The organism is Streptomyces sp. NPDC005263 (genome assembly GCF_042872365.1).
Classification (GTDB): domain Bacteria; phylum Actinomycetota; class Actinomycetes; order Streptomycetales; family Streptomycetaceae; genus Streptomyces.
In genome coordinates this window covers 149,464-163,976 of sequence record NZ_JBIAKJ010000010.1, presented here as the reverse complement: position 1 = coordinate 163,976, position 14,513 = coordinate 149,464, and the positions used below count along the sequence as shown (strand labels likewise).

10 protein-coding genes and 5 tRNA genes are annotated in these 14,513 nt (G+C 72.8%); 6 read left to right on the top strand and 9 right to left on the bottom strand.

Annotated features, from left to right (window positions below; translation table 11 throughout):
• Positions 1 to 7: 7 nt before the first annotated feature.
• The 3 genes from ACFYRY_RS35480 to ACFYRY_RS35470 form a co-directional block, all read right to left on the bottom strand.
• Complete coding sequence (locus tag ACFYRY_RS35480; protein WP_389155257.1) at positions 8 to 832, bottom strand: GNAT family N-acetyltransferase; 825 nt, start codon at positions 830 to 832, stop codon at positions 8 to 10.
• A 71-nt stretch (positions 833 to 903) separates the two neighbouring features.
• On the bottom strand, positions 904 to 1,725 hold the full coding sequence (locus ACFYRY_RS35475) for an aminotransferase class IV (RefSeq protein WP_389155255.1): 822 nt from the start codon (positions 1,723 to 1,725) through the stop codon (positions 904 to 906).
• A complete protein-coding gene (locus ACFYRY_RS35470) occupies positions 1,722 to 2,768 on the bottom strand; it encodes a chorismate-binding protein (RefSeq protein WP_389155252.1) in 1,047 nt (348 codons plus the stop codon). Before ACFYRY_RS35470 ends, ACFYRY_RS35475 begins: the two co-directional genes overlap by 4 nt.
• Before the next feature lie 179 nt (positions 2,769 to 2,947).
• Here ACFYRY_RS35470 and ACFYRY_RS35465 point away from each other — a divergent pair.
• From ACFYRY_RS35465 to ACFYRY_RS35445, 5 genes are all read left to right on the top strand, one after another.
• Positions 2,948 to 3,020: transfer RNA gene (locus ACFYRY_RS35465), tRNA-Gly, on the top strand.
• Positions 3,021 to 3,059: 39 nt separating this feature from the next.
• Positions 3,060 to 3,133 (top strand) — tRNA-Cys (locus ACFYRY_RS35460).
• 1 nt (position 3,134) lies between these two features.
• Positions 3,135 to 3,206 (top strand) — tRNA-Val (locus ACFYRY_RS35455).
• 18 nt (positions 3,207 to 3,224) lie between these two features.
• Positions 3,225 to 3,296, top strand: a tRNA-Val gene (locus tag ACFYRY_RS35450).
• 54 nt (positions 3,297 to 3,350) lie between these two features.
• Positions 3,351 to 3,422 (top strand) — tRNA-Val (locus ACFYRY_RS35445).
• Positions 3,423 to 3,477: 55 nt separating this feature from the next.
• Here ACFYRY_RS35445 and ACFYRY_RS35440 read toward each other — a convergent pair.
• From ACFYRY_RS35440 to ACFYRY_RS35430, 3 genes are all read right to left on the bottom strand, one after another.
• Positions 3,478 to 3,783 carry a zf-TFIIB domain-containing protein gene (locus tag ACFYRY_RS35440; RefSeq protein ID WP_389155249.1) on the bottom strand — a complete coding sequence of 102 codons (306 nt, stop codon included), beginning with the start codon at positions 3,781 to 3,783 and terminating at the stop codon, positions 3,478 to 3,480.
• 96 nt (positions 3,784 to 3,879) lie between these two features.
• Positions 3,880 to 4,803 (bottom strand): phosphotransferase family protein, encoded by a 924-nt coding sequence (locus ACFYRY_RS35435; protein WP_389155246.1) that lies wholly within the window; start codon positions 4,801 to 4,803, stop codon positions 3,880 to 3,882.
• Between the two features lie 907 nt (positions 4,804 to 5,710).
• Positions 5,711 to 5,908 carry a hypothetical protein gene (locus tag ACFYRY_RS35430; RefSeq protein ID WP_030670594.1) on the bottom strand — a complete coding sequence of 66 codons (198 nt, stop codon included), beginning with the start codon at positions 5,906 to 5,908 and terminating at the stop codon, positions 5,711 to 5,713.
• A 638-nt stretch (positions 5,909 to 6,546) separates the two neighbouring features.
• Between ACFYRY_RS35430 and ACFYRY_RS35425 the strand changes: the two genes are divergently transcribed.
• On the top strand, positions 6,547 to 8,010 hold the full coding sequence (locus ACFYRY_RS35425) for a protein kinase (RefSeq protein ID WP_389155608.1): 1,464 nt from the start codon (positions 6,547 to 6,549) through the stop codon (positions 8,008 to 8,010).
• A 6-nt stretch (positions 8,011 to 8,016) separates the two neighbouring features.
• Here ACFYRY_RS35425 and ACFYRY_RS35420 read toward each other — a convergent pair whose 3' ends face one another.
• The 3 genes from ACFYRY_RS35420 to cobT all read right to left on the bottom strand — a co-directional run bounded on the left by ACFYRY_RS35420 (position 8,017) and on the right by cobT (position 14,391).
• Entirely contained in the window at positions 8,017 to 8,835 is an 819-nt protein-coding gene (locus tag ACFYRY_RS35420) for a TrmH family RNA methyltransferase (protein WP_389155243.1), read from the bottom strand.
• A gap of 81 nt (positions 8,836 to 8,916) precedes the next feature.
• On the bottom strand, positions 8,917 to 10,149 hold the full coding sequence (cobA, locus tag ACFYRY_RS35415; RefSeq protein ID WP_389155240.1) for a uroporphyrinogen-III C-methyltransferase: 1,233 nt from the start codon (positions 10,147 to 10,149) through the stop codon (positions 8,917 to 8,919).
• Positions 10,150 to 10,293: 144 nt separating this feature from the next.
• Positions 10,294 to 14,391 (bottom strand): nicotinate-nucleotide--dimethylbenzimidazole phosphoribosyltransferase, encoded by a 4,098-nt coding sequence (gene cobT / locus ACFYRY_RS35410; protein WP_389155238.1) that lies wholly within the window; start codon positions 14,389 to 14,391, stop codon positions 10,294 to 10,296.
• Between the last annotated feature and the right edge of the window lie 122 nt (positions 14,392 to 14,513).

Genomic DNA, 14,513 nt, shown 5'->3' with positions numbered 1-14,513 from the left:
TGCCTGATCACTGCAGATCTTTGTACAGGTGATGGGTGATCGTCTCGTAACCGAGCGACTCGTAGAGCCTCTCGGCCGGGGTGTTGCCCGCGAAGACGTTCAGGCGGATACCGGTCCAGCCGCCCGCGACGGCCTGCGCCTCCGCGAGGAGCATCAGCGACCGGCCGTGGCCATGGCCCCGGTGCGCCTCGTCGGTCTCGACGTCGTAGACGAAGGCATGGCCTTCGCGCGCGCCCACCCACAGCGTGCCGACCCGGGTCCCCTCGTGTTCCAGGACGCTCAGGGTCATGCCCTCGGTGGCCGCGCCGTCGGGCAGGAAGATCTCGTGGTCCTTCTGTGCCTTGGCCCGTGCTTCGGCCTCGGGCACTCCGCGCGAGATCCAGCTCTGCGCGTAGGCCTCCTTCTCGTGCTCCTGCCACACGTCGAACTCCGCCGGCGTCATGGCGCGGCTGCGGCTCCCGGCGGGCAGCTGCGGCGGGGTGGCGCCGAGCGCCTTCCCCATCGCGCGGGCTCGCGGCAGATACCCGAGCGCGGTCGCGGCCCGCAGCGCCGCCTCGGCCTCGGCGGGCACCGCCACCTCCATGCGTCCGCAGCCCCAGCCGCGCGCGACCTCCTCGGCCGCGAGCGCGGCCACCGTGCCCCGGCCACGCCGTCGGTCCGGCTCCTCGATCTGCAGTTTCCGGATCCGGGCCACCTCGTTGCCGTAGGAAGAGGTGGTTTCGAGGTGTATCAGTCCGACAGGACGGCTGTTCACGCACACCTGGAAGCGGCGTGAACGCGTCCCGTCGGCCGCGTGCTGAAGCGGCTCGATCGGCCGCAGAGTCGTGGTCATCAGGGGAGTTCTACCCGCCACGAACACCCGAGTCAGCTTATTTTCCCGGGCTCTTGCCCGCGCCCGGGCCTCTACGGATCCTGGTCGTGCCCCGACCGCTCGTCGAAGATCCGCATGGCCTTGGCGGTCACCGGGCCCGGCGCGCCCGGCAGTTCGCGCCGGTCCACACGGTGCACGGCCTGGACGTCCCGCAGGGTGGAGGTCACAAAGATCTCGTCCGCCCGGTCCAGAACGTCCAGCGGCAGGACCGTCTCCTTGGCACCGGTCCAGTCGACCGTCAGAGCCCGGGTGATGCCCGCGAGGCAGCCGGAGGAGAGCGGCGGGGTGTGGATCTCACCGTCGAGGACGACGAAGACGTTCGACCCGGTGCCCTCGCAGAGCTGTCCGACGGTGTTGCCGAAGAGCGCCTCGGAGGCACCGTCCTCGCGGGCCCTGGCCAGGGCGACGACGTTCTCCGCGTACGAGGTCGTCTTGAGTCCGGCGAGCGCGCCGCGTTCGTTGCGGGTCCAGGGGACGGTGATCACGGCCGTCGAGTCGGGGCGCCGGGTGGACTCCCCGAGCGCGACCAGGAGGGTCGGGCCGTGCTCGCCGCGATCGGAGCCGAGAGGGCCGCGGCCGCCGGTGTAGGTGATGCGCAGCCGACCGAGCGGTACCGGATGGGCGTCCAGGACGGCGGCACAGGCGCGGCGGACCTCGTCGAGGTCGGGATCGGGCAGGCCGAGGCCACGTGCGGAACGGGTCAGCCGGTCGAGATGGCGGGTGAGCGCGAACGGCTTCCCGTCGAGCGCCTTCACGGTCTCGAAGATGCCGTCCCCCACGGTCAGTCCGTGGTCGAGGGCGGAGACACGGGCGGACTCGATGTCCTGCAGCCCGCCGTCGAGCCAGATCTTCACGTCGTCGGCCCCTCTCCACTTGCCTCGTACTCTCCCGACGCTACCGCGAGGAGCCGGGAGGCCTTGAGTTCGGTCTCCTGCCATTCGGTGCCGGGGTCGGAACCCCAGGTGATTCCGGCGCCGGTACCGAAGCGCAGTACGCCGTCCGCGCGGTCGATCCAGAAGGTACGGATGCCGACGGCCAGCTCACCGGTGCCCCGATCGGCGTCCACCCAGCCGATCCCACCGCAGTAGGGGCCGCGCGTCGTGGTCTCCAGTGTCTCAATGATCCGCAACGCGCTCGACTTGGGCGCCCCGGTGACCGAGCCGGGCGGGAAGGACGCCGCCAGCAGTTCGGGCCAGCCGACGCCGGCGCTCAGCTCGCCGCGCACCGTCGACACCAGGTGGACCAGCCCGGGATGCTTCTCCACCTCACACAGCCCGGGCACGCTCACACTGCCGGTGGCGCAGACCCGGCCCAGGTCGTTGCGGACCAGGTCCACGATCATCACGTTCTCGGCGTAGTCCTTGTCCAGCAGGTCCGCCTCGGTGCGCCCGGTGCCCTTGATCGGCCCGGAGAGCACCCTGCGGCCGTCGCGGCGCAGGAAGAGCTCCGGGGAAGCGGTGGCGATCTCCACCCCGTGACCGGGCAGACGAATCGTTCCTGCGTACGGTGCCGGGTTGTCGCGCGCCAGCAGTGCGGTGAGGGCGTCCACGTCGGCGGCCGGGGCGACGGGTGCGGACAGGACGCGGCAGAGGTTGGCCTGGTAGACCTCGCCGGCCGCGATGTGCTCCCGGATACGGCGGACGCCGGCGGTGTAGGCGGCGCGGTCGAGGGAGGAGGTCCAGGCGTCGGTCGCGGGACCGTGCCAGGCGCCGGGCGTGGGTGCCGGGACCGGTTCGCGTCGTACGTCGCGGAAGCGCGCGCAGGTCAGACGGCCTTCGAAGTCGGCCGCCACCGCCCAGAATCCAGTGGAGTCCAGGGCCGCGGGATCGCTGGTGACATCGACGAGCCCGGTGGCGACACGGACGCCGAAACGGGCGAGAGGAGCGAGGTCGGGCACGCCGTCGAGTCTATGGCGGGTGTCTCACAGGTTGCCCGGCCATGTCCCCGCGGGTGCCCTGACCACGGGTTCCCGTAGGCGCAGGCCAGCACGCTGCACAAACGCGTTTTTGTGCTGGCCCCGGAATCCGCTAGAGTTCAACTCGTCACCGCGACGCGCAAGCCGAACGGAAACGACAAGCGGACGTAGCTCAGTTGGTAGAGCGCAACCTTGCCAAGGTTGAGGTCGCCAGTTCGAACCTGGTCGTCCGCTCGCAGGAAGTGAGGGATCTTCCCGAACCCCCACACTCCTGGTGGAGTGGCCGAGAGGCGAGGCAACGGCCTGCAAAGCCGTCTACACGGGTTCAAATCCCGTCTCCACCTCCAAGGACGATTAGCTCAGCGGGAGAGCGCTTCCCTGACACGGAAGAGGTCACTGGTTCAATCCCAGTATCGTCCACTGGATCCCCGGATCCCCGCGCGATTAGCTCAGCGGGAGAGCGCTTCCCTGACACGGAAGAGGTCACTGGTTCAATCCCAGTATCGCGCACGCAACGCCCATGATCCACGCTCCTCTTCGCACGGAACGCGATCATGGTCCCGAGGACGATTAGCTCAGCGGGAGAGCGCTTCCCTGACACGGAAGAGGTCACTGGTTCAATCCCAGTATCGTCCACACACGAAGAAGCCCCCGGCCTCACCGCCGGGGGCTTCTTGCTGTGCGGCCGCTGTCAGCTGGAGAACAGCATGTGACCGAAGCCCCGGTTGTGGTGGCCACCGTGGTGACCGCTGTGATGGCCTCCGTGATGACCGCCGTGCGGGGCGCCCCAGGCGGGAGCGGTGGGTGCGGCCGGGTACTGCGGTGCGGCCGGAGGCGGCGGGACGGCGGGGCCGCCGCCCCACTGGGACTCCAGGCGAGTCAGCGCCTCCAGCTCGCCGTAGTCGAGGAAAATGCCGCGGCAGCCGCTGCACTGCTCGATCTGAACGCCGTTGCGGTTGTACGTGTGCATCGGCGCATGGCACTTCGGACACTGCATGGTCGGCTCAACTCCTCGCCCGTTGGTCCTGCTTAGTGTTTCGCCAGGACAGACTCCGTCCGGCGGCCCGTCGGTTGCACCCTACGTCGGGAAACCTCACACCAGGTCGCGTGGGGCGGAACCCATGCGGGCGCAGGCGTCGACCAAGGCCTGCTCGACGTCGTCCAGGGCGCGGTCCGCCGCGATCGCCTTGGTTATCGAACGGGCGGCGGTCTGCACGGTGAGGGCGCGGGCCGGGACGTCCAGTACGGGCCACGGGTCACCGTCCGCCGGAACGGCCGGGCCGCCCGCCGCTCGGTACGCCGTGAAGAAGCGGGTCCAGTCGTCAGGCGCGAGCAGTCCGCAGGCGAACCAGGCGGCCGGGCGGGCGAGATCCCAGGCAGGGACGCCGAGGCCGAGGTCGTCGACGTCGATCAGCAGCCACGGTCCGTCGGGAACCGGGTGGCGGACGAGTTGACCGAGGTGGAGGTCGCCGTGGCAGAGGGTGGCGGTGCCCGTCATCGGGCTCTCGGCGCGGGCCCAGGCCGGGAGCGTGGACCAGGCCCGCAGCACCGGGGACGTCGCGGAGTGCGGGCCGGCGACGCGGAGGCGGGCGACGGCGAGGGCGGCCTTCGCGGGACCGCGCATGGGAGGCAGCGGGGTCGGTGGAGGGGTGCGGTGGAGCCGGGCGAGGAGAGCGGCTGCGTCCTCCCAGGGGGCGGAGTTCGGGTTCTCCGGGTCCACGGGGGTGCCGTACGGCCAGAACGTGACAAGTCTGCCGTGCAGGGCGACGGGCGTCGGGCTGAGCGGGGGAAGGAGGATGCCGGGCAGGTGGGCGGCTGTGGTGAGACGGGAGGCCAGGTCCGGTGCGGCCGTGTCCGGGGCGTGAGCCTTGGCGACGGTGTGGTCGTGGCGGACGACGGTGGCGTCGGGGCGGTCGGCGAGCGTGCGGGTTGCTCCGCAGGGGCAGGCCGAAGTCGCCGCGTGTGCCTTGGCTTTGGCTCGGATCGTGAGCTCGGTGAGGAAGCGGCTTGTGGTCACGGTGCTCCTGGAGCGGCGGGGTGCGGTTCGCTCGGCCGAGCGTACGCAAGTCTTTTGCCGGGGTGGACAGGGCGACGTCCGGTCCTCAGACGGCCCCCGCCGACGCGAGCGCCCCTGGGGGCTCCGCCCCCAGACCCCCGTTCTTCGCCCACCACACCCACCCGACTCGGCAGAACAAGAAGCGGACCTCGCCCTGGGGCTCCGCCCCAGACCCCGCCATCGAGCACCGCCGCAGGCGGGTGCAGACAGCGGACGGACGGGCCCTCGCCCGACGGGCGTCGGGCGGCGGGCGGCGGGCGGCGGGCGGCGGGCGGCGGGCGGCGGGCGGCGGATGGCATGCGACAGGCGGCGAGGGTCGGGCGGCGGCTGCCGGGCGACGAGGGCCGGGCGTCCGGCATCGGGCGACGAGGTCGTGTGTCGGACGACAGACGACGGGCCTCGGACGACGCCCGACCGACGACACCCGACGGACGACACCCGACCGACGACACCCGATGAACGACGCCTGACGGATGCCCCGGCAGATGCAGACTGGTCCGGCAGATACAGGCTGGTCCGGTGCGCGGTGGTGACGCCGCGCTCGCCCGCGGCGGGAAGGGGACGGGACGGGGGTGTCCGCCCGCAGCGGCTGGCGCGTCAACACCGCTCACCACACAACCGACCGATTCCGCGCCAGACCGAGGACGGACACCCCCGTCCCGGCCCCGACCCCCACCGAACCGCATGGCGCTACAGCCACCCCCACCGAACCCGCACAGGCCGCCGCAGGCATCTCCGGACACGGCAATGCCGGCGCAGCTCCCCAGCTGCGCCGGCATTTATTGCCGTCCGCCGCACCCCCGTCCCCACGGGGTTTCATGGGTGGATGTCCCCACCCGGACCGCTCTTCCGGGCCTGGGGTCGCCTCTCAGCGCCCCAGCATCACGCCCACGGACGACGCCTGTGTGGCCACTGTCTCCCAACCGTCGAAGACGAGGAGGAGCAGTGCCGCCAGAGGAAGGGCCATGAGTGTCGCCACCAAGGGGTGGCGACGACCTGTGCGGCGGGGGCGTAGCGCGATGCGCTCCTGGGTGCGAACCAGTGTCCGCGGTGCCGTCAAGGCCATGGTCCCTCTCCTGACCGTCTCAGTTGTCGTTGGCAGCGGCGGGTGTCTGACCTCGGGGGACGAGTGCTGCACCCGCCGCTTGACCTCAAATCTAGGCGTCCGGCGCCCATCGGGCGTCATGCCCTCGTACCGATTGCCGGGCCTCCCGGAGGATGAGCCATGACCTGCGAAGTACTCCCCTGGGTGGAGACGAAGCCCTAGGTCTCGGGGTCTTCCCGGAGGGGGTGCCCGATGTGCCCCCATGTTTCCGAGCTGCCCTAGCGCGGCACCGGTTGCTCGACCAGCGCCGACAGCCCGATCCGCCAAGGGTGACTTCGCTCACTTCCACCACGCCTCGGCGTACCACTGCCCCCACTCACCGGCCCGCCCCGCTCGCCACCACCCCGTACGTACACGTCGTGTCCCCGGCGTCCACGGCCATTCCCACGCGATCACCCTGCACGGCCCCAATCCCCCTCCCGTGACAGGCGGTTGGCGCACCGCGCCCACAGAGTCCGACCCACCCCCACATTCCCCGACCAACCCTCAAGTCTCCCACCCGGCACCGACAATCCATCGGCCCGAGAGGGCGCGGCCTCTGCGCGCAGCGGCCCGTGGAAACGTAAGCTGTGGCACGTCACACGGACCGGGCAGCGGGGATGAACATGGCGATGATGCGCCTGAGGCGCGAGGACCCGCGCGTCGTCGGCTCGTTCAGGCTTCACAGACGGCTGGGCGCGGGCGGGATGGGCGTCGTCTATCTCGGCTCGGACCGCAAGGGCCAGCGGGTCGCGCTCAAGGTGATCCGGCCCGATCTGGCGGAGGACCAGGAGTTCCGCTCGCGCTTCGCGCGCGAGGTCTCGGCGGCCCGGCGGATCCGCGGCGGGTGCACCGCCCGGCTCGTCGCAGCCGACCTCGACGCCGATCGCCCGTGGTTCGCCACCCAGTACGTGCCCGGCCCCTCCCTGCACGACAAGATCGCCGACGAGGGCTCCCTGGGCGCGGCCGACGTGGCCGCCGTCGGGGCCGCCCTGTCGGAGGGGCTGGTGGCGGTGCACGAGGCCGGGGTGGTGCACCGGGATCTCAAACCGTCCAACATCCTGCTGTCGCCCAAGGGCCCGCGCATCATCGACTTCGGTATCGCCTGGGCGACCGGCGCCTCCACGCTCACCCACGTCGGCACCGCGGTCGGCTCTCCCGGCTTCCTCGCCCCGGAGCAGGTACGCGGCGCCGCCGTCACCCCGGCCACGGACGTGTTCTCCCTCGGGGCGACTTTGGCGTACGCGTCGATGGGCGACTCCCCCTTCGGGCACGGCAGTTCGGAGGTGATGCTGTACCGCGTGGTGCACGAGGAGGCGCAACTGCACGGGGTACCCGACGCGTTGGCCCCGCTGGTGCGGGCATGCCTGGCGAAGGACCCCGAGGAGCGGCCCAGCACGCTTCAGCTGTCGCTGCGGCTGAAGGAGATCGCGGCCCGTGAGGCGCAGGGACTCGCGGACCTGCGTCCGCCCGCGCCGCGCGCCGCCGAGGCGGACCGGCCCACCGGACGGATCGCCGACGCCTACCCGGAGCGGGCGGCTCAACGGCGTCCGCAGGGACCGGCGGGCCCGCAGGACACTCAGGGCAGGCAGCACACTCCCCCGCCGCGCGGAGGTACCGGCTCACGGGGGCCGAACCCCGCACGCGGCGGCACACCGTCACCCTCGCGAGGCGGCGGCGGTGGCACGCGCGGCAGCGGCGCCTCCGCACCCAGGCCCGGGTCCCGCCCCACGCCGTCCTCCCGTAATGCGAGCCGGTCGGGCAGCGGAAGCCGCCCGGGCTCTCGCGGCGGCACCGGACGTCCGGCCTCCAGGAACACCGGGACCGGACGGCGGCCCGCGAATCCGCGGCTGTTGCGGCAGCGGCTGTTCGTGTTCGTCGTGGTCACGCTGCTCGTGGCGCTCGGTATCGCCGCGGCGCAGGGCTGCCAGGGACCGTCGCGCGGACTCGGCAGCGACCAGGAAGTCGTACAGGAACAGCTGCGGGCACCGTCGGACCACGGGGCACCGGAGCCGGGGCTCTCACAACAGCACGACGGCGCCACAGACGGGCCCACAGACGGGGCCACCGTCAGGACCGGCTGAGGCTCCTCAGAGCTCGGGCCGACCGGTGGCCACCGCATAGAAGGCGACCGCAGCGGCGGCGCCCACGTTGAGGGAGTCCACGCCGTGGGCCATCGGAATGCGGACCCATTCGTCGGCGGCCACCAGCGCCTGGGTGGAGAGGCCGTCCCCTTCCGCGCCGAGCATCAGGGCCACCCGGTCCATCTTGTGCGGGGCGGCCTCGTCGAGGCTCCTGGCCTTGGCGTCCGGGGTGAGGGCGAGCAGCGTGAAGCCCGCCTCGCGAACCGACTCCAGCCCCTTGGGCCAGGTGTCGAGACGGGCGTACGGCACGGAGAAGACGGCGCCCATCGAGACCTTCACGCTGCGGCGGTAGAGGGGGTCGGCGCAGTCCGGGGAGAGCAGGACCGCGTCCATGCCGAGGGCGGCGGCCGAGCGGAAGATCGCGCCGATGTTGGTGTGGTCGTTGACCGACTCCATGACGACGACCCGGCGGGCGGTCTGCAGGAGGTCGGCGGCGGTGGGCAGCGGCTTGCGCTGCATCGAGGCCAGCGCGCCCCGGTGCACGTGATAGCCGGTGACCTGTTCGGCGAGCTCCGGGCTGACCGCGTACACCGGGGCCGGGAGCTCGTCGATGACGTCCCGCATGACGTCGACCCACTTGGCTGACAGCAGCATCGAACGCATCTCGTACCCGGCGCTCTTGGCCCGTCGGATGACCTTCTCGCCCTCGGCGATGAACAGGCCCTCGGCCGGCTCGCGCTTGCGGCGCAGTTCGACGTCGGTCAGGCCCGTGTAGTCGCGCAGGCGCGGGTCTTCTGGGTCCTCGACGGTGATGAGATCGGCCACAGAGTGATACTGCCTTGTCCTGGGTGTGGTGCCAACGGCTGGGAACGGGTTGGGTTACCCGCGGTTACTTGATGGCGTGTTTCATGCGGTCGCGGGCGGGCCGACGGTGACGACCTCGCCGATGACGATGACGGCCGGGGGCTTCACGTCCTCGGCCCGTACGACCTCCGCGACCGTCGCGAGCGTGGCGTCGACCCGGCGTTGCGCGGCTGTCGTGCCCTCCTGGACGAGGGCGACCGGGGTGGCCGGGGACTTGCCGTGGGCCACCAGCGTCTCGGCGATCCGGCCGATCTTGTCCACGCCCATGAGGATCACGAGGGTTCCGGTCAGTTTCGCGAGCGAGGGCCAGTCGACCAGGGAGCGCTCGTCGTCCGGGGCGACATGGCCGCTGACCACCGTGAACTCGTGGGCGACCCCGCGGTGGGTGACCGGGATGCCGGCCGCGCCCGGGACCGAGATCGAGCTGGAGATGCCGGGGACGACGGTGCACGGGATGCCGGCCTCGGCAAGAGCGTGCAACTCCTCCATGCCGCGGCCGAAGACGTACGGGTCGCCGCCCTTCAGCCGCACCACCGCCTTGCCCTGCTTGGCGTGCTCGATCAGCGCGTTGTTGATGGCCTCCTGGGCCATGAAACGGCCGTAGGGGATCTTCGCCGCGTCGATGACCTCGACGTGGGGCGGGAGTTCGGCGAGGAGGTCGCGCGGGCCGAGACGGTCGGCGATGACGACGTCGGCCTCGGCGAGCAGGCGACGCCCGCGGACCGTGATCAGGTCCGGGTCGCCGGGGCCGCCGCCGACCAGGGCGACGCCGGTCGTACGGGTGCGGTGGTGGGGGGCGACCAGGGTGCCGTCGCGCAGGCCCTCGACCACGGCGTCGCGGATGGCGGCGGTGTGGCGGGGGTCGCGGCCGCGGGCGTGGGAGGTGAGGACGGCCACCGTCACTCCCTCGGAGGTTCCGGTGGCCGGGGTCCATGCCGTCGCCTGGTCGGCGTCGTCGGCGCGGACGCACCAGACGCGGTGGCGCTCCGCCTCGGCCGAGGCGCGGGTGTTCGCCTCGGTGTCGCTGGTGGCGATGAGGGCGTACCAGGCGTTCGCGAGGTCGCCGTCGGCGTACCGGCGCCGCTCCCAGGTGATCTCGCCCGCGTCCGCCATCGCCTCCACCGAAGGTGTCGCCCCGGGGGACACGAGGAGGATGTCCGCGCCCGCGGCGATGAGGGCCGGGAGGCGGCGCTGGGCGACCTGGCCGCCGCCGAGGACGACCACTCGGCGGCCGGTGAGGCGAAGGCCTACGGGATAGGCGGGGTGTTCGGCCATGAGGTGCGGCTCCTCGTACGAGCAAGGTGGGCGCTGCGGCTCTGGAGCGGCCCTGACGTGCGGATTTTAAGCTGCGGGTTCAGCGTACGGCGGGGGTGGGGGCCCGGGGGACGAGTGCGCGGACCACCCGCCCCCGGTCGCCGCCTACTTCTCGGTGACTCCCGCCGAGTCGAACGTGGCCACCTCGTGCATCGCTCGCGCGGTGCTCTGCACCAGCGGCAGGGCCAGCAGCGCGCCAGTGCCCTCGCCCAGACGGAGGTCCAGGTCGACCAGGGGACGCAGGCCCAGCTTGTTGAGGGCGGCCACGTGGCCGGGCTCGGCGCTGCGGTGGCCCGCGATGCAGGCCGCCAGGACCTCGGGCGCGATCGCGCGGGCGACCAGGGCCGCGGCGCCCGCGCTGACGCCGTCCAGGATCACCGGCGTACGCAGGGAGGCACCGCCGAGGAGGAGGCCGACCATCGCCGCGTGTTCGAAGCCGCCGACGGCCGCGAGGACGCCGACGGGGTCGGCCGGGTCCGGCTGATGGAGGTCGAGGGCGCGACGGACGACCTCGGTCTTGCGGGCCAGGGTCTCGTCGTTGATGCCCGTGCCACGGCCGGTCACCTCGGCCGGGTCGGCCTCCGTGAAGACCGAGATGAGAGCCGCCGACGCGGTGGTGTTCGCGATGCCCATCTCACCCGTGAGCAGGGCCTTGTTGCCGGCCGCCACCAGGTCGCGAGCCGTCTCGATGCCCACTTCGATGGCCTGCCTGGCCTCCTCGCGGGTCATCGCGGGTCCGGTCGTCATGTCGGAGGTGCCCGCGCGGATCTTGCGGGGCAGCAGGCCGGGGGTGGCCGGGAGGTCGCTCGCGACGCCGACGTCGACGACGCAGACCTCGGCGCCCACCTGACCGGCGAAGGCGTTGCAGACCGCTCCCCCGCCGAGGAAGTTGGCGACCATCTGGGCCGTCACCTCCTGCGGCCAGGGAGTGACGCCCTGCGCGTGCACGCCGTGGTCGCCGGCGAAGATCGCGACCGCCGCGGGCTCCGGGATCGGCGGCGGGCACTGGCGGGACAGACCGGACAGCTGGGCGGAGATGATCTCCAGCATGCCGAGCGCGCCGGCCGGCTTGGTCATCCGCTTCTGCCGCTCCCAGGCCTCACCGAGCGCCTTGGCGTCCAGCGGGCGGATCTGGGCGACGGTCTCGGCGAGCAGATCGTGCGGCTCCTCACCGGGCAGCGCGCGACGGCCGTACGTCTCCTCGTGCACGACCCAGGACAGGGGGCGCCGCTTGGACCAGCCCGCCTGCATCAACTCGGGCTCGTCCGGGAACTCGTCGACGTAGCCGACGCACAGGTAGGCGATGACCTCCAGGTGCTCGGGCAGGCCGAGCGCGCGGACCATCTCCCGCTCGTCGAAGAAGCTGACCCAGCCGACGCCGAGGCCCTCGGCGCGGGCGGCGAGCCACAGGTTCTCCACGGCGAGCGCGGCGGAGTACGGGGCCATCTGCGGCTGGGTGTGCCGGCCGAGGGTGTGGCGGCCACCGCGGGTCGGGTCGGCGGTGACGACGATGTTCACCGGGGTGTCGAGGATCGCCTCGATCTTCAGTTCCTTGAACTGCTTCGCCCGGCCCTTGGGCAGGGACTTGGCGTACGCGTCCCGCTGCCGTGCGGCCAGTTCGTGCATCGCGCGCCGGGTGTCGGCGGAGCGGATGACGACGAAGTCCCACGGCTGCGAGTGGCCGACGGAGGGCGCGGTGTGCGCGGCCTCCAGGACGCGGAGCAGCACCTCGTGCGGGATGGGGTCGCTGCGGAATCCGTTGCGGATGTCCCGGCGTTCACGCATGACCTTGAGCACCGCCGCACGTTCGGCCTCGTCGTAGGCGGGGGCGGCCGGGCCGGTGGACTGTCGTACGTCTTCCACTGCGGCCGTGCTCTCTTCCTGGTGCTGCTGGTCCATCTGGTCCTGCTGGTTCTGCTGTTCGTGCTGGTTCTGCTGGTCTTCCTGGTCCCGCTGGTCTTCCTGGTCGGCGGCCCGGGTGTCCAGGTCCTCCGCGCGCTGGGCGAGTTCGGGGTCGCCGTCACGGGGTGCGGGGACGGCGGCGACGGGTCGCGGCGCCGTCGTGTCCTGCGGGGGGAGGGTCACGGCGTGGGCCTGCGGGAGGGGAGCCGACTCCTCGTGCGGGGCCGGGGCGTCCTCCGCGACCGGGGCGATCTGGGGGCCCTGCGCGTGGTGGACCTCCGGTGCGGGGGCCGGGCCGTGCTCCGGTACGGCGTGTTCGGCCATCGCCTGCTGCTGCGACGGGTCGGCAGGTACGGCTGCGGCGCCTTCGGCGTGCGGAAGCGGTGCCGGCGTGCCGGCCACGAACTGCGGGTGCGCCGAGGGAGCGGCCGGGGAGGGCGCCGCTTCGGGGACCGCCGACTCGCCACCGGGAGGGAAGGCGTCGGGGCTCTGTTCGGCGACCGGCACGGGGGCGGTGGCCGGAAGGGGGGCGGCGGCCGGAAGGGGGGCCGCCACCGGGATCGGTTCCGCGTCGGGGAGCGGGCCGGCGCTCGGGGCGGACTCGTCGTCGGGGGATGCTGCCGCGCCCGGAACATCCGCGCTGCCCGGGATGGTCTCGCTGAGCGGCACCTGCGCGGCCTCGGGGGCCGGGAGCGTCTCGGGCAGCTGCCCCGCGTCCACTGCGGAGACCTCACCGACGATTTCGGCTTCCGCGGAGACGGGCTCGGTGGCCCCCGGCTCCTCATCGCCGAGGTCCAGGGCACCTGCCTCGGCGCCCGGGGTGAGGTCGGTACCGGGCGCGAGGTCCAAGGCATCGGCTTCGGGAACAGGCGCGCCGTCGACGACGGAGGCGTGCGGGTGCTCGACGCCCGGTTCGAAGGCGACCGGAGTGGGTGCGCCGTCAGGCAGCGGCCCGGCGTAGGGCTGCACGGCTTCCGCCGCGCCCTCCCCCGGTTCTTCGCCCGCGCCGGTACCGGCGCCCTCCGTTCCCTGCTCGGCCTCCGTCGGCACAGCGGCAGTCCCCGGAGCGACTCCGGCGTCGATACCCACCTCTGTTCCAGGTGCCTGACCGTCATCCGCGGCCACGGCCGACTGCTCGGCCTCCGGGGCCGGGGCGACGTCCGTGGCCTCGCCGGCGTCCGTCACGGGCCCGGCGGGCTCCTGGTCGGCGCCCGGGACGGGTGTCGTCTCCGGAAGCTGCTCGGCGTCGGTCGCGGACGCCGCCTGCACCGGCTGATCGCCCTCGACAGCCTGGCCGTCCTCCGGAACCTGCGCGCCTTCCGGCCACGGCCCGGCGCCTGGAACCTGAACGTCATGCACCGGCGGCCCGGCGTCCCCGACCTGGGCGGCCGGATCGCCAGCAGCGTACGAAGCGTCACCGGCCTGCGCCGCCTCGCCGCCCTGCGGAACCTGTGTGTCTGCCCCGGCCTCCTGGCCCGGTGCCGCGAGGTCCGCCTCGGCGATCGGCGACGCGACGCCGCTCTCCGTGGACGTCGGCGGCTCCCCCGCCTCCGCCCCCTGCGGAGCGGTGGCGGCGACCGCCTGCGTCGCCAGACGGGCCACCGCAGCCTGGGCGGCGCCCGCGGCCTCGGCGGCCTCGATGGTCTCGGCGGTCTCGGCGGTCTCGGCGGCAGCCACCGACTCGGCCGGTTGCTCCTCCACCGGAACAACCGTTTCGGCAGCCGGGGCCTCGGTGCTCACCGGCGCCTGGACCGCACCCTGCACCCCGCCCTGCGCGGATGCCGGCGCGGACGCCGGCGCACCCCAGGGCGTCGCGCCCCGCAAGGCCGCCTCACTCGACTGTGGGACGTCGAGGTACTCGGGGCCGACGGTGGGCGGGCCGGACTGCCGTACCCGTGCGCCCACGGCGCCGCGGTCGGCGAGAGAGCGGACCGGGCTGGCGGAGGTGTCGGGGATGGGCGGGCCCAGGTGGAGGGGGCGGCGGGGCGGGGCGGGCACGACGGGCGGCACCGGCATCGTGTCGGGGACACGGACGGCGCTCAGGTCGACGGATCCGCTGTCGCGGCCCGACATCTCGTGCGGTCCCGGCTCGTGGACGGTCTCGACGACCGGCTCCGGCGGGGGCGGCGGAACCTCGTTGCCCCAGGCGCCCTGAGCGCCCGGCAGCAGCAACAGGTCTTCGTCCTCGGCGGTGGTCTCGGAGAGGTAGGTGTACGCACCGTGCGCGGAGGCGCCCGGCTGATCCACCATGCCTGCGCTCTCCGGCAGTCCCTCGGCCGGGACCTGGCCGGTGTCGGTCATGCGTACCCCTCGCCCATCGGTTTGTGCTTCTACGGCCGGATCACCCGGAACGGCGCACGGACCGCCCCGCAGTGAAGAACGAGCGTGCGTGCCCAGCGGCACGAACGACCCGTCGCCAAAAG

Excerpts from the sequence above, each read along its gene's own strand:
- cobT (WP_389155238.1), bottom strand. The coding sequence starts at position 14,391 with ATGACCGACACCGGCCAGGTCCCGGCCGAGGGACTGCCGGAGAGCGCA.
- cobA (WP_389155240.1), bottom strand. The coding sequence starts at position 10,149 with ATGGCCGAACACCCCGCCTATCCCGTAGGCCTTCGCCTCACCGGCCGC.
- ACFYRY_RS35480 (WP_389155257.1), bottom strand. The coding sequence starts at position 832 with ATGACCACGACTCTGCGGCCGATCGAGCCGCTTCAGCACGCGGCCGAC.
- ACFYRY_RS35425 (WP_389155608.1), top strand. The coding sequence starts at position 6,547 with ATGAACATGGCGATGATGCGCCTGAGGCGCGAGGACCCGCGCGTCGTC.
- ACFYRY_RS35440 (WP_389155249.1), bottom strand. The coding sequence starts at position 3,783 with ATGCAGTGTCCGAAGTGCCATGCGCCGATGCACACGTACAACCGCAAC.
- ACFYRY_RS35430 (WP_030670594.1), bottom strand. The coding sequence starts at position 5,908 with ATGGCCTTGACGGCACCGCGGACACTGGTTCGCACCCAGGAGCGCATC.